A 14,887-nucleotide genomic window follows, 5' to 3' on the forward strand; every position below is an offset into this window, starting at 1 on the left:
GAGTTATCCCAGTCTTACAGGCAGGTTACCCACGTGTTACTCACCCGTCCGCCGCTAACATCAGGGAGCAAGCTCCCGTCTGTCCGCTCGACTTGCATGTATTAGGCACGCCGCCAGCGTTCGTCCTGAGCCAGGATCAAACTCTCCGATAATGGATCACAGACTAAGTTCACTGCATCCTGCAGTAACGTCTGTGCGATCTGCATCGTGCAGACCTTAGTTTGACTGACTACGCACATCACTGTGCGATTTATTTAAAACTTTGAATTAACAGGTACGTTTTGTCTTGTTTAGTTTTCAAAGATCATCTCAACCTCATCTCGAGGCGACTTTTTCAGTATAACATTTCAGCGCTTTGCTGTCAAATGTTTTTTGTTTTTATTTCTCGCCGCTGTGAGCTTTTTGGTGAAGCGCATCAGCGACGTTTAATAATATACCATGCCTATGATTCAGCGTCAACACTTTTTTTGAAAGAATATCCTCGATGATATACTTCCTGCCCTTTGGTCTCTATTTGAGATACTTCAACAAAGCCTTTTTCCGTCAGGTAATCAAGCATGACACCGAGATCTTGGGTGAAGTGCACCAGTTCAGGGTGCTGAAGCAATTCTCCAAACTGCCACATTTCTTTTTCTTTCATCACTTGAAAAAGGTGCGCAGAACCGATTTCAGCTTTTGAATGGATGAGAAAATCATTTGCTAAGAATAATAATTCGAGCCTTTTCTCCAAGCTTTCGTGACTCTCGACAAGTTCGGAATATAGCTTATATACCTGCGGCTCAATGTGACGGACCTGGTTCCAGACTGTCGTTTCGGGATAAAACCCCCGGTCAATCACTTCTATGCGGGCCAAGTGGTGAAGAGCGTGCACTACCGCATAATATGCATCCAGAAAATGATCAGCTTCAAAAAACGCTTTTCCTTCTACAAATCTTCTGATCAGCTTGCCGTATTCCATTCCGATCTTTAATTTCCGCTCGGCGAAAGGAAAAGTGCTGAGCCGGTCATTGAGTTCAGATATATATTCATTGCGGTCAAACAGCACTTTACCGTTGATGATCCAATCTATGACTCTTCTATTTGTCCCAAGCAGAATCCATTCCTGAAGCAGAGCATCCGTTACAATATGTAAAGAAGCGGTTTTGTGTTCGAATTCATAATGCTTTATAAAAAGAGGTTCATCAGCCTGTTTGACAATGACAAGCATGACCGCATCAAAGTTATCCGTGATGGATGATGCTTTACTCCTTCTCTCAATCATAAGGACGGCCAGCGTATCGGGATGACTTGCTCTTTCTTGGTAAATTGGACGGAGAAGATTGTCCATTACGATTCCTCCAATGCGATTGTTTCACTAGCTATTGTTTCTACATTTCTATGATAAAACATGAAAGTCCTTTTTTCTAAACACATTGCACTATTATAACAAATTTCCTTTCAGGTGCCATATTTATTCTTCCCTTTTCTTACGAAAACATGAAGAATATGCCATCTGTTTTGTGCTATAGTTAAACGAGAGGGGGATGGACATGGCGAAATACTCAAGCAAAATTAATAAGATCAGAACGTTTGCGTTAAGTTTGGTTTTCGTTGGGTTTATCATTATGTACATCGGGCTGTTCTTTAAGCAGTCTGTTTTGCTTGCCAGCTTGTTTATGATTCTCGGCCTGCTGTCGATCGGACTCAGCACCGCCGTTTATTTTTGGATCGGCATGCTGTCCACAAAAGCGGTCCGGGTGATGTGCCCCGCTTGCGAGAAAGAAACGAAGATTCTGGGCAGAGTGGATATGTGCATGCATTGCAGAGAGCCGCTTACATTGGATAAAGGATTGGAAGGCCAAGCGTTCGATGAGTCTTATAACAGAAAAAACAGTGTAAAATAAACGAAGCTGACCGTATCAAAGCGGTCAGCTTCGTTTAGTGGTTTTCTTTTTTGGAACATTCTTGGCAGACGCCGTAAATCTCCAAACGGTGGTGGCTTACCTTAAACCCTGTGACGTGAGCAGCAAGCTGTTCCACTTCGTCAAGCCCGGGGTAATGGAAGTCCACGATTTTTCCGCAGCTTTCACAAATGGCGTGATAGTGGTCAGAGGTGACAAAGTCAAATCTGCTGGACGCATCTCCGTACGTCAGTTCCTTTACAAGCCCCGCTTCCCGGAATACACGCAAATTGTTATACACTGTCGCAACACTCATATTAGGGAATTTCCCTTCCAAGGCTTTATATATATCGTCCGCTGTCGGATGTGCCATAGAATCCACGAGATATTCCAGAATGGCATGACGTTGAGGAGTAATCCGGACTCCCGTATCCTTCAACGTGTCTAAGGCTTCTTTTAATTCATGTGCAGCCATCCGTCATGCACCTCTCTTCTAAAAAAGATTCTTACTTTATAATGTTTATAATTAGTGTACATCTTTTTCCGGTCTCCTGTCAAATGTAATCTGAAGAAAACCCCGTGAGTTCAGCATTTGTCCATTAATTAGACGCAATTTGTTCCAATTCGCGAAGCGCCTCCGCAACGTGATCTTTCACTTTTACCTTTCTCCACTCCTTCACAAGACGGCCTTCTTTGTCTAACAAAAAAGTGGATCGCTCGATACCCATATATTCTTTCCCAAAATTCTTCTTCAGCTTCCACACATCAAAAGCTTCCGCCAGTTTGTGCTCATCATCAACGAGGAGCTGGAAAGGAAGATCGTGTTTTTGCTTAAATTTTTCATGTTTATCACGGCTATCAGGGCTTACTCCGATGATAACCGCATCAAGTCCCGCGAAACTTTCGTGCTGATCACGGAAATCACATGCTTCCGTCGTGCATCCGGGTGTCATGTCTTTCGGATAAAAATAGAGAACGACGTACTTCCCTTTAAAATCCGTCAGTGCTACTTCTTCCCCGCTGTCATTCACTAATTTCATATCCGGTGCTGTTTGTCCGATTTCAATCGTCATTTCTTATACCTCCGGGTTTTTTATTAAGCGTATCCAATTCACGTTAAGATTACAACCGTTATCCCCCGCTCTTTTCTGGAAGCATGAACCGTTGTGCTCGCAATGAAGCATGCTACAATAGAACATGATGTAAGGAGATATTAGGAGGGTCATTTTTTGTATACAAAATCAGTTGAACTTCATAAGGAAGCGTTAGAGCATATCGTCGGAGGCGTGAACAGCCCGTCCAGATCCTATAAAGCGGTAGGCGGCGGTTCACCCGTTGCGATGGAAAAAGCGAATGGCGCTTATTTCTGGGATGTAGACGGGAATCAGTATATCGATTATTTAGCGGCTTACGGCCCGATTATTACCGGACATGCCCATCCGCATATTACTGAAGCGATTAAAACAGCGGCTGAAAACGGCGTGCTGTACGGGACGCCGACCAAACATGAGGTCACTTTCGCCAAAATGCTGAAGGAGGCCATTCCTTCACTTGATAAAGTACGATTCGTAAACTCAGGCACTGAAGCGGTGATGACAACGATCCGGGTTGCACGCGCTTATACAGGCCGGACAAAAATCATTAAATTCGCCGGCTGCTATCACGGCCATTCTGATCTCGTACTTGTCGCTGCGGGTTCCGGCCCGTCTACGCTCGGCACCCCTGATTCCGCCGGCGTGCCGAAAAGCATCGCCAATGAGGTGATTACCGTTCCTTTCAATGACATTGAAAGCTACAAAGCCGCGCTGGATAAATGGGGTTCAGAAATTGCAGCGGTTCTCGTCGAGCCGATCGTCGGCAACTTCGGCATCGTTGAACCTGAAAAAGGATTTTTAGAACAGGTAAATGAATTGACCCATAAAGCGGGCGCGCTCGTCATTTATGATGAAGTGATCACGGCGTTCCGTTTTATGTACGGAGGCGCGCAGGATCTTCTTCAAGTGAAGCCTGATTTAACGGCGCTCGGTAAAATTATCGGGGGCGGCTTGCCGATCGGCGCTTACGGAGGCAAAAAAGAGATCATGGAGCAGGTTGCTCCGCTCGGCCCGGCATATCAAGCCGGCACGATGGCCGGAAACCCGGCATCTATCCTATCAGGCATCGCCTGCCTGGAAGTGCTGAAGGAAGAAGGCGTTTATGAGCGGCTTGATGAGCTCGGCGCCAGACTTGAGCAGGGCATTCTCGCCCATGCGGAGACACATGGCATTACCATCACCGTCAACCGTTTAAAAGGCGCGCTCACGGTTTACTTCACTGATGAAAAGATCGTCAATTACGAGCAGGCGGAAAATACGGACGGAGAAGCATTCGCCAAGTTCTTCAAGCTGATGCTTGAGCGCGGCATCAATCTCGCTCCATCGAAGTATGAAGCTTGGTTTATCACAACCGCACATACTGAAGAGGATATCGACGCCACTTTACAAGCCGTTGAAGATGCGTTCAGACATATGAAAAAATAACTGCTGAAACAAGCGGGAGCCCGGGGCTTCCGCTTTTTCTTTTTGTCCGATTTGTGAGATAATGGTTTTTTCAAAAAAAGACCTTGAATAATTGGTATGATCCCTGTATATTACTTTATTGTTTAGCAAATCAGCCGACAGGGAAATGTAAGTGTCAGCCGTTCGTTCGGCACATAATTTATTAGAGAAAGGAATGCACGCACAAACCAATGAAACTTGGTGCCCGCATTTTTAAAACAGGGATTGCGATTACGCTCGCGCTCTACTTAGCATCATGGATCGGACTTCCGTCGCCGATCTTTGCCGGGATTGCAGCTATATTTGCCATACAGCCCTCTATTTACAGGTCTTTTCTTATCATTATTGATCAGGTTCAGGCAAATATCATCGGCGCTGTCATCGCTACGGTATTCGGACTGATTTTCGGACCGAGTCCGATTATGATCGGATTGACCGCAGTGATTGTCATCACGATCATGTTAAAACTGAAAATTGAACACACCATTTCGATTGCGCTCGTGACGGTTATCGCGATTTTAGAAACACCGGGAAACAGCTTCCTGACGTTCGCTCTGATACGAACAAGCACCGTTATTTTAGGCGTGCTGTCTTCTTTTATTGTGAACCTTGTGTTTCTTCCGCCGAAATACGAAACGAAGCTGACTCATCATACGGTTGAATATACCGATGAGATCATGAAATGGATCAGGCTGACGATGCGCCAGTCCACGGAACACTCGATATTGAAAGAGGATATTGAGAAGCTGAAGGAAAAGATGATGAAGCTTGATCATACGTACCTTCTTTATAAAGAGGAGAGAAGCTACTTTAAGAAAACGACGTATGTAAAGTCGCGCAAGCTTGTTTTATTCAGACAGGCGATTATCACGGCAAATCGGGCGCTTGATACGCTGAAAAAGCTGCACCGCTATGAAAACGAAATTTATCATATGCCGGAGGAATTTCAGGAGACGCTGACAGAAGAAATTGATTATCTGCTTCATTGGCACGAAAGGATTCTGATGCGGACGGTCGGCAAGATCAAACCGCATGATGACGATGCTGAAGAAAGCATAAGATATAAACAGCTTTTGACGAAGTCTTTCTTGAAAAATCAGCAGAACTGCGAGGATGAACTGCTTGATTACAATATGCTCAGCATTATGGCTGCGGTTGCGGAATACCGCGAGCAGCTGGAGCATCTCGATACATTAATTACGAGTTTTCAGACATACCACCCGAAAGACAGCGAATTAGAAACAGACGAAGAGTAACCCGGTGCTTCCGTAAAACCGGGTTTTTTTGCATTCAAAAAAACGTATGCCGCCCATTCGGACGGCATACGTTTTTGTATCAGTTCAAATTCTGAATCGTAAATAAGTGTCTGTACTGGCCGCCTCGGGCCATTAATTCCTCGTGCGTGCCGGTTTCGACGACGGCGCCGTTTTCCATGACGACAATTTTATCCGCGTGCGTAATCGTGGACAGCCTGTGGGCGACGATAAAAGTCGTCCGGTTTTTCGCAAGCTTTTCCATCGCTTCCTGAATGTAGTGTTCACTTTCAAGATCAAGAGCCGATGTCGCTTCATCCAAAATCAGCAGCGGCGGATTTTTTAAGAATACACGGGCGATCGAAATCCGCTGCTTCTGCCCGCCTGACAATTTGACGCCCCGTTCGCCGACTTTGGTTTCGTAGCCTTCGGGGAAGTTCATAATAAATTCATGGGCATTTGCCGCTTTCGCAGCCGCAACCACCTCATCCAGAGACGCTCCCGGTTTACCGATGGCGATATTTTCACGAATCGTCTCACTGAACAGAAACGTATCCTGAAGCACCATTCCGACTTGATTGCGGAGGCTTCTCGCTTCATAATCGCGAATATCTGTGCCGTCAATCAGCAGACTGCCGCCGGATACATCATAAAAACGCGGTATGAGGCTGACAAGCGTCGATTTTCCGCCGCCGCTCATTCCGACGAGCGCGACGGTTTCCCCTTTTGTCACCTTTAAGGAAACGTCCTGCAAAATCGTTTCTTTTCCTTCCTCATAACGGAACGAGACATTTCGGAATTCAACTTCGCCCTTAATGCCGTCAGCTTTTAGTGCATTCGGTTTATCAGTCAGTTCATACGGCTCGTCGATAAATTCAAATATGCGGTCCATTGAAGCGATCGACTGGGTCAGCGTCGTCGATGAGTTGATCAATCTTCTGACCGGATTGTACATTCTGTCAATATAGCCGACGAACGCAACCATCGTCCCTACCGTCAGCGGGCCGTTTATGACAAAATAACCCGCAAACGCGATAACGAGCAGCGGCGCCAAATCCGTAATGGTGTTCACGACCGCGAACGTTTTCGCGTTCCAATTCGTATGACGGATCGCTTTGTCCAGAAAATGCCCGTTTTTTTCATCAAAATTGGCTTGTTCATAATCTTCAATGGCGAAACTTCTGATAACGGGCATCCCCTGAACTCTTTCGTGCAAATGTCCCTGAACTTGGGCGAGTGCCTGAGAACGCTCACGTGTCAGTTTTCGGAGACGGCCGTAAAAGTATTTCACTGAAATTCCGTATAACGGAAACAAAATGACAGATATCAATGTCAGCTTCACATCGAGTGTAAACATAATACAGATGACGATCAGCACCGTCATCATATCAAGCCAGATATTCATCAGTCCCGTTATGACAAAGTCTTTTGTCTGTTCGACATCATTTATCACCCGGGAAATGACTTCGCCCGTTCTCGTGTTGGCATAAAACCTCAGGCTCAATTTTTGAATATGGTCGAACAATACCCCCCTGATATCGTAGAGCACCCGGCTGCCCGTCCATTGCGCGAAGTATTGCCGATAGTACTCTACCGGGGGACGCAGAATTAAAAAAAGCACGAACATGATGCCCATTATCGTGAATAGCGATGATGTTTTAGCGCTTGCCGTTCCGCTCCCTTGAATAATGTCATCGACCACGTATTTTAACAGAAGCGGGAGAGCCAGCGGGATGGAGAATTTTATAATGCCGATTAACACTGTGATAAAAATTTGTTTTTTATAAGGTTTTACAAATTGCATATAGCGTCTGATTACGCCCACACTTTATCCCCCTCTCTCTTTAAGGCGTGTGAGCCCATGTGAAAAACCTGTTGACACCCCAACAGGTTTTTTATTGTATTCTTTATTTTGTATAGCGCAGATACCGTTCATACCACATATCAACAAATTCCGGAGCAAACGGTCCTTTCCGCTGATGAATCCAGTGCAGCAGCGTATTCAGGTACTCCTTCAGAATGCTGTCGATCTCTTTAGGGTAATTCATTGATTTGCGGTGGTCATCGTATTCATCCTCGTCAAGAATGTTATACGTCATATCCGGAAACACCTTGACATCCAAATCGTAATCAATATATTTGATGGCCTCTCCGTCATAAGCGAACGGCGAGCTGATGTTGCAATAATAGTGTACCCCGTCATCTCTCAGCATTCCGATGACGTTAAACCACTGACGGGCATGAAAGTAGCAGATCGCCGGTTCTCTCGTCACCCACGTCCGTCCGTCGGATTCCGTCACCATTGTCCGGTCGTTAGCTCCGATGATACACAATTCCGTACTTTTTAAAATCGTCGTTTCATTCCAAATTCGATGAAGCAGCCCGTTATGCTTATAGCTGTGAATTTGAATGGTTTCTCCTTCCTTGGGATATCCCATATTTCTCCCCTACTTTCTGTAAAGCCCTGCAGTCAATGCAGCCGCAATTGCTTTCCGACAAGTCTTTTCACTATTATAACGTTACGAATTAAAAAATGAAAATAAAAGAACCACTCCGCTTCCGGAATGGCACATTCATTTCTGCACATAGGAAGACGGCTTTTCCGTGCTGCGATAAGACTGGATGACTTGCTCTGTCTGCCTTTGGAATAACTCCTGTATGCCGGCCAGGTCTTTTCGCTTTGTCGCAATTTCGTCCTGTACATTGTCCAGCTTTGCATCTCTTTCCAGACTGATGAGTTCCGCTTCCACCTGCCGGCAGCGGTCAAGTTCTGACTGCAGCTCGAGAAGCTGATCCATGATTTTCATCTGTTCACTTACAAGCTTTTCAAACTCTGACATCGGGTTCCTCCTTAGGCTTTTAGGTTGATACTCCTTACCATTTCGATTTTACGCTGGAAAACCCTTTGACTCATTCTGTAGAGGAATCACAAGTTTTGTCGTTTTGGCAACAGAAAAAAGCACTTCCATCCGAAGATGAAGTGCTTTTTCGTTTCAGTGATTAGCTGTTTTGCTGTTTGTTTTGTTCAGCAGATTGGTTTTGCTTTCTAACCTGCTGCGCATCAGTTTCACTGGCGAATTCAGTGCCGAATTGACCCTGACCGGAAGCTGATTGCTGGTTTTGTTTTTTCACCTGCTGAACGTCTGTTTTGCTGTATTTTGAGTTTGCCATTGTTATCACCTCCACGCACTTTAGAATGCGCAGGAGACGATAAGGCTATTCATCTTTTTTAAAACTTATACGAGCAGAGAGCGTCCGCCGTCAATAATGATGGTCTGGCCGCGGATCATGTCCGCTTTTGAAGAAACTAAAAACTCCACCGTGTCGATCATATCTTTAATCTCGACCATTCTGCCGGCCGGCGTATTTTGGCGGGCATCTTCCAGCAGTTCATCTCTGTTAGGGAAATGCTTCAGCGCGTCCGTATCAATCGCTCCGCCTGACACCGCGTTTACGATGATATTTTTTGGAGAAAGCTCAACCGCCAGATAACGGGTTAACGATTCTAAAGCGGCTTTTGAGACACCGACCGTCGTATAGTTTTCAAGATAGCGGATGCTGCCGAGCGAACTGATACTGACGATGTGGCCGCCTCCGTTTTTCTCCATCATCTTTGCTGCTTCCTGAGCGCAGAAAAGCAATGCTTTCGCGTTGATATTCATCGTCCAGTCCCAGTGTGTTTCTTCGAGTTCCATAACCGGTCTCAGTACGCCTGAAGCCGCATTATTGACGAACACGTCCAGTCTGCCGAATGTTTCGTCAATCTGGTGAAACATGTCTTTGATTTTTGCCGGCTGGCCGACATTAGCTTTAATAACAAGCGTTTTAACGCCGAGTTTTTCAATTTCTTCGGCGGTTTCTAATGCCGCTTTTTTACTGCGGGCGTAATTGATGACGATATTGTATCCTTTTTCCGCGAGTCTGATGGCGGCTGCTTTCCCGACGCCTCGGCTGCTTCCCGTGATCAGTGCGCATTTATTTTGTTCCATTTTTCCTCAGCTCCTTGCTGTGTATAGTTCTTTTCATTCAACAAACAATAAAAGCAATATGTGTTGAAAGGGGTCTTTTATATGTATGTCGGACGTGATATGGGCGAATTGGCCATGATGCCCAAACAAGATTGGAGAGATTCAGAGCTCGCCTATTTCCATCATGCCTTCCAGCAAATTATGCCGTATTTAAACGAAGAAGGCCAGTCCAAATACCGGGAACTGATTCAGGAAATCGAAGCCCGTGGCGGACTGAAACGGAATGAAGCGGATTACGGCCACGGCACTCGCGTCAGCTATGACTGACGCTTTTTACAGGCGGCCGCTTTCTTCCGCCATTTTCCATATCTTTTGATGGGAAACGGGAAATGCGTATTTCTTGAGCTCCTCTTTTGTGACCCGTATGAATTCCGTTGTATCCGACACTTGTTTTACTTTACCGAAAAAGACCGAAATATTCCAGACGAGATGGGTGAAAACATGTTCTACGATGCCTTCCAGCTCCCCGATTTCAGCGGTTATTCCCATCTCTTTTTCTAAATAGGCTTCAAGCTGCTCTCTTTCGGTTTTGATTCCTTTCTGGGTTTCGGTATTCGGAAACTCCCACAAGTTGGCGAGCAAGCCTTTTGGCGGCCGTTTATGAATATAGACATCGCCTTGATCGTCTGTCAGCACAACGGCTGCCATTGTTTTTATTCCGGGCTTTTTCTTTTTGCTTTTAACGGGCAGCTCCCGCTCTGTCCCTTCCGCAAATGCCGAACAGTGCTTTTGTACGGGGCAAAGCAGGCATGACGGCGATTTCGGGGTGCAGATGATCGCGCCGAGCTCCATTAAACCCTGATTGAATTCAGATGGTTTTTCATGAGAAATGAAAGCGGATACCGCCTGTTCGAAAATGGTTCTGGTTTTAGGTTTTGCGATATCGTCCCATATGGAAAGAATTCTCGACATGACACGCATCACATTGCCGTCTACGGCGGGAATCGGTTTGTTGTATGCGATGCTGAGCACGGCGCCTTTTGTATAAGGGCCGACGCCTTTCAGTCCGCCAAATTCCTTTTCCCCGGCAGGGACGACTCCCCCGTACCGCTCATGCACTTCTTTTACGGCACTTTGCAGATTTCTTACACGGGAGTAATAACCTAGCCCTTCCCAGGCTTTGAGCACTTTTTCCTCATCAGCTTCAGCGAGCGCCGAAACGGTCGGAAATTGCTCAACAAACCGCCGGAAATAAGGAATGACGGTATCTACGCGCGTCTGCTGCAGCATCACCTCTGACACCCACACCCGATACGGGTCCTGATTTTCTCTCCATGGCAGAATTCTCTGTTCTCTTTCGAACCATGTAATTAAGTCCTCGCGAAATTTGTCTATATCTTTTTGTTTCATTTTTTCTTCAAGTGCGTTCATATCTTCTCCTCAGATGTTTCGGGTTCCGCTTTTCTTGACACTGTATTTTGGTGTAAACTAAGGGCACGTTACGATAATATGTTACATTAAATAGTGATAAAGAAAAAGCGGAAACATATGAGAACGGCGGATAAACGCCATGATTGGGCAAACAGAAAATGGGGAATATCTTATAATGCGAAATATGCGGGCGGCTGATTTTTAACGCCTGCTAGGAGGTCAACAATGGATACTGGCACTCACGTTGTCATGGGTATCGCGCTTGGCGGAATCGCAACTCTTGATCCTGCCGTCGGCATGCACACCCCCATGTCTCAGGCAGTTATGATCGCCGCGCTTGCCGGCTCTCAGGCACCTGATATTGATACTATATTGAAGCTGAAAAATAATGCCGTTTATATTCGAAATCATAGAGGATTCACGCACTCCATTCCCGCCGTATTATTTTGGTCCGTTCTAATTCCGGGCATTTTGTTTATGTTTTATCCGGAAGCGAACTTTTTGCACCTGTGGCTGTGGACGCTTCTGGCTGTCGTTTTGCATGTGTTTGTTGACATTTTTAACGCGTACGGCACACAGGCCATCCGCCCGTTTTCGAGAAAATGGATCGCTCTCGGTTTAATCAATACCTTTGATCCGTTTATTTTCGTCAGCCATTTGGCCGCGATTGCCGTGTGGTATATCGGAGGTCATCCGGGCGTGACATTTCTGATGCTTTATATCATCCTCGCAGGATATTACGCCGTCCGGTTTTTGATGCAGCTGCGGATAAAGCGAAGGCTGCGCGAAATGATTGAAGAGGAGATTGAAACCATCATTATTTCGCCGACGATGAAATTCAGGCAGTGGCGTATCGCCGTGACGACGGCTCATGCCTTTTATGTCGGCAGAAGCCTTGACGGCCATGTCGTGATATTAGATACATTCAACCGCGTGCCCGTTCCGGAAACCGATGTGATGAAGGCCGCGAAACAGGACGAAAATATTGCAGCCTTTCTTTCATTTTCCCCCGTTTACAGGTGGGAGGTCGATACTTTTAAAGATCATTATGAGGTGCGCTTTATTGATTTGCGCTACCGGAGCAAAGGCCACTATCCTTTTGTCGCCATCGTCCACCTCAGTCATGATTTAGAGCTTCTCTCTTCCTACACGGGCTGGATTTTCAGCGAGGAAAAACTGCAGAAAAAATTAAAGCTCGGCTCTGTTTAAGAGCCGGGCTTTTTTTGTCTTCTCACATATATAGCGGCAAACACGAGGCTGATCACCGATAGAGCGGCCGCGGGTTTAAAAAACGGCGGGTAATACGTTAATTGAATATCGTTTTTTCCTTTTTGCGCTTTAAATCCGATAAAGGAATAATCCGCTTTTTCAATCTGTTCTTTTCTGCCGTTTATCTTCAGCTCCCAGCCTTTTTCATATGGAATCGGAAGCATGATATACGGCGCGCGGGTTTTGTTTTCATACGAGATATGAAGCGTATTTCCGCGCCATCTGAGATCGGCCCGCGGTTCTTTTTCCGCTTTTCGGTATGCGTTTTTCAGCGTATCGTACCGTTCTTCGTAAAGCGCCAGTCTGTCAAGCTGATACGATCCTTTCGGCAGACGGATTTGGATGTTTTTTGTTTTCGGCACTCTGACAGTAAGATCGTTGACACCTGTTTTGTAAATGGATCGATTCGATTTTCTCGTTGTCGTGTAATCGTTCACTTTTAATGTAAAGCCCTGGTCCTTCGCTTTATTCTTCAAATAAAAGCTGACGTAATAATCGCCGCCGTCCATCTTAGCGGCTTGCGGCGTAATGATCAGGCCGCCGCCGTCTTCGTTTACCGTCAGGATGCCGTCTTGATAATCCGCATGGTCGGCCGTTACCTTTGCCTGACGGATCATATTTTTCGCCTCAGGCGCTTTTTTCGTGTTGGCTGTGCTTGATTCCGTGATGATCCCGTCAAGCATTGCCCGTTCTCTGGCAAGGGCGGGCGCTTTTTTCAGACCGTCCTCGTTATATACGCGATCGGCTGTCCGTACGAACGGAAGCATATATTGATTTTGATAAACCGCATAATGGGATGATTCCATGATTTTTTTGAACCCGTACGGCACGCCGGCCCCGTTTGTTTTTTCCGTCATATAATATTTTCCGTAAAGCAGGCTGTATAAATTAGCCCTGTTTCCTAATGTCGCATAGCGGCTGACGCTTTCTCTGCCCATATCTATCCGGAGATCGTTCCAGTAAAAGGACAGCAGATTGCGGTTCAGGATGCTTGAGTATACGCTGAATCCGTTGAACCCGTAAATGATCGGGGTGTTATTGAAAACACCGTTCATCCAATCCAAACGGGCAAACGGATCAGGGTCTTTTTCTTTCAGGCGCTGAATGAGCTCTGTTTGTTCTTTGCCCTTATAGTCAGGACCCGTCATAAAGGTATGCGATACCGTATAAATCTTCCCGCCTTCTGATAACGCATATTTTTCATATGTATTAGCCGTCAGCACCGCCGTCAAGAGAATGACGGCATAGACGGCGGACACCGCGCCTTTCAGTCTTGTCTTTGCTGCAAGGAAAGCGGCAATGGTCAGCCCCAGAAGGAGCAGGATAGGCAGGTTGGCCTGATGAGAAATATCCAGGCTGAACCGTCTCACTTGGCTCCAATAGAGCAGAACGGCGAGTACGGCGGATATCAGCATACTCTTCATGCTGATGTCTGAAAGCTTAGAAAGCCCTGCTGCAGCCGTTCCGGCAATCGTGAAGCACAGGACGTATTCAAACCTGTTTTGCGGAGCTGAAAAACCGTTAAAGGCGCTTGCCGCAAACGGACTGAAGTGAAACAGAATGTACAGCAGACTGATTCCCGCAAACAGCCGGAACAGCCGGTTTTTATATAAAGAAAATGTAAATAGAAAAAGTAAAAAAACCGCCGGCAGAATGATTATCCGGCTTGAAAATAAAATGTTGTCGGAAAAATCAAGCCATGCAATTTGCTCTGAATACGGCGGCCGCAGATTATGAAGATATCCGTATACGACAGGGATAAAGGAGACTGCGCTTATGCCGAAGCCGAGCAGACCTGACAGAATAAACATTCTGCATTGAGTGAGCTTTTTGGCTTCATTGTCTTCAAGATGAATGATCCATCTGAATAAGATGTAAATGCCGATGAAAATCAGATTAATATACGCAAAATAAAAGTTGTTGATCAATGTCAGCGCACAGGCGAAGATAAACCACGCCGGCTTTTTTCCCCTGATGATTTTTTCCGCGCCGAGCACGAGCAGCGGCAGCCACACCATACTGTCAGTGAAAAAGTCCCAATACACCTCATGCCGGAAGTAGATAATCGAGACCCCGTACAACACGGCGCCGGCAAAAGCAGGCACCGTCCGTTTGACGAAATAGCGGAACACACAAGCCGCCGTGAATATGATGAAACTCTGCTTGGCGATGCTGATAAAAACGGAGGCCTGCGCCCAAAACAGCGCATCAGCCTCACCCGTCAGCTGAATAAGCTGCAAAAAGTGGACAGCGGCGGAGATAAACAGGAATAGAAAAGAAGTAGAGAAATAATAGCCGAGCTGACTGTACACTCCCCCGCCCAGTCCGAACGAATAGCTGTAAAACAGCCTGCCGTTCATATATTGATCAAACAGCAGCTTTTTGAAGACCGCCATTTGGGCGATCCCGTCTCCAGACCCCGTCATATAGCGGCCTGCCGACCACTCTTTTAAGAAAAAAATATGAGCGGCTGCCGCAGCTAGCACACAGGCTGCCGGCAAGATCCATTTATTTTTTTTCATACAACGTCCCCAGACCCTGCGCACAGC

At 46.2% G+C, this 14,887-nt stretch carries 14 protein-coding genes, 1 rRNA gene and 1 pseudogene; 5 read left to right on the forward strand and 11 right to left on the reverse strand.

What is annotated here, in order from left to right; translation table 11 throughout:
* Positions 1–152, reverse strand: a 16S ribosomal RNA gene (locus G9F48_RS15120); the annotation flags it as partial.
* A 290-nt stretch (positions 153–442) separates the two neighbouring features.
* A complete protein-coding gene (locus tag G9F48_RS15125; RefSeq protein WP_003155463.1) occupies positions 443–1,327 on the reverse strand; it encodes a nucleotidyltransferase-like protein in 885 nt (294 codons plus the stop codon).
* 202 nt (positions 1,328–1,529) lie between these two features.
* Here G9F48_RS15125 and G9F48_RS15130 point away from each other — a divergent pair, with 202 nt between their 5' ends.
* Positions 1,530–1,883 carry a YgzB family protein gene (locus tag G9F48_RS15130; protein ID WP_003155464.1) on the forward strand — a complete coding sequence of 118 codons (354 nt, stop codon included), beginning with the start codon at positions 1,530–1,532 and terminating at the stop codon, positions 1,881–1,883.
* 34 nt (positions 1,884–1,917) lie between these two features.
* Here the strand turns inward: G9F48_RS15130 and perR are convergent, their stop codons facing one another.
* Together perR and bcp are read right to left on the reverse strand one after the other, a co-directional pair.
* Complete coding sequence (gene perR, locus G9F48_RS15135; protein WP_003155465.1) at positions 1,918–2,355, reverse strand: peroxide-responsive transcriptional repressor PerR; 438 nt, start codon at positions 2,353–2,355, stop codon at positions 1,918–1,920.
* Between the two features lie 124 nt (positions 2,356–2,479).
* A complete protein-coding gene (gene bcp, locus G9F48_RS15140) occupies positions 2,480–2,953 on the reverse strand; it encodes a thioredoxin-dependent thiol peroxidase (RefSeq protein WP_003155466.1) in 474 nt (157 codons plus the stop codon).
* Between the two features lie 156 nt (positions 2,954–3,109).
* Between bcp and G9F48_RS15145 the strand changes: the two genes are divergently transcribed.
* The gene (locus tag G9F48_RS15145) at positions 3,110–4,399 is read left to right on the forward strand and encodes a glutamate-1-semialdehyde 2,1-aminomutase (RefSeq protein WP_094247134.1); all 1,290 of its coding nucleotides are present in this window, start codon (positions 3,110–3,112) and stop codon (positions 4,397–4,399) included.
* 209 nt (positions 4,400–4,608) lie between these two features.
* Positions 4,609–5,673, forward strand: a complete 1,065-nt coding sequence (locus G9F48_RS15150) for an aromatic acid exporter family protein (protein WP_003155468.1) — start codon at positions 4,609–4,611, stop codon at positions 5,671–5,673.
* 79 nt (positions 5,674–5,752) lie between these two features.
* On the opposite strand, the gene G9F48_RS15155 is transcribed toward G9F48_RS15150, so the two are convergent.
* The 5 genes and pseudogenes from G9F48_RS15155 to fabL form a co-directional block, all read right to left on the reverse strand.
* Positions 5,753–7,495: an ABC transporter ATP-binding protein gene (locus G9F48_RS15155; RefSeq protein WP_145956745.1), complete on the reverse strand. Its 1,743-nt coding sequence runs from the start codon at positions 7,493–7,495 to the stop codon at positions 5,753–5,755.
* An 82-nt stretch (positions 7,496–7,577) separates the two neighbouring features.
* A complete protein-coding gene (gene ntdP, locus G9F48_RS15160) occupies positions 7,578–8,108 on the reverse strand; it encodes a nucleoside tri-diphosphate phosphatase (RefSeq protein WP_003155475.1) in 531 nt (176 codons plus the stop codon).
* Between the two features lie 135 nt (positions 8,109–8,243).
* Positions 8,244–8,510 (reverse strand): YgaB family protein, encoded by a 267-nt coding sequence (locus G9F48_RS15165; RefSeq protein ID WP_003155476.1) that lies wholly within the window; start codon positions 8,508–8,510, stop codon positions 8,244–8,246.
* A 160-nt stretch (positions 8,511–8,670) separates the two neighbouring features.
* Positions 8,671–8,823: pseudogene (locus G9F48_RS15170) on the reverse strand (gamma-type small acid-soluble spore protein); the annotation flags it as partial.
* 83 nt (positions 8,824–8,906) lie between these two features.
* Positions 8,907–9,659 (reverse strand): enoyl-[acyl-carrier-protein] reductase FabL, encoded by a 753-nt coding sequence (gene fabL / locus G9F48_RS15175; RefSeq protein WP_070081527.1) that lies wholly within the window; start codon positions 9,657–9,659, stop codon positions 8,907–8,909.
* Positions 9,660–9,740: 81 nt separating this feature from the next.
* Here fabL and G9F48_RS15180 point away from each other — a divergent pair, with 81 nt between their 5' ends.
* Positions 9,741–9,965 carry a hypothetical protein gene (locus G9F48_RS15180; protein ID WP_003155479.1) on the forward strand — a complete coding sequence of 75 codons (225 nt, stop codon included), beginning with the start codon at positions 9,741–9,743 and terminating at the stop codon, positions 9,963–9,965.
* A gap of 6 nt (positions 9,966–9,971) precedes the next feature.
* Here G9F48_RS15180 and mutY read toward each other — a convergent pair whose 3' ends face one another.
* Positions 9,972–11,069: an A/G-specific adenine glycosylase gene (gene mutY / locus G9F48_RS15185; RefSeq protein ID WP_165409721.1), complete on the reverse strand. Its 1,098-nt coding sequence runs from the start codon at positions 11,067–11,069 to the stop codon at positions 9,972–9,974.
* 225 nt (positions 11,070–11,294) lie between these two features.
* Between mutY and G9F48_RS15190 the strand changes: the two genes are divergently transcribed.
* Complete coding sequence (locus G9F48_RS15190) at positions 11,295–12,278, forward strand: metal-dependent hydrolase (protein WP_003155481.1); 984 nt, start codon at positions 11,295–11,297, stop codon at positions 12,276–12,278.
* Here G9F48_RS15190 and G9F48_RS15195 read toward each other — a convergent pair.
* Positions 12,275–14,860: a YfhO family protein gene (locus G9F48_RS15195; RefSeq protein WP_165409722.1), complete on the reverse strand. Its 2,586-nt coding sequence runs from the start codon at positions 14,858–14,860 to the stop codon at positions 12,275–12,277. The genes G9F48_RS15190 and G9F48_RS15195 overlap by 4 nt on opposite strands.
* Positions 14,861–14,887: the final 27 nt, after the last annotated feature.

The sequence above is a fragment of the Bacillus sp. EKM420B genome, assembly GCF_011065565.1.
GTDB classification, from domain to species: Bacteria; Bacillota; Bacilli; order Bacillales; family Bacillaceae; genus Bacillus; species Bacillus velezensis.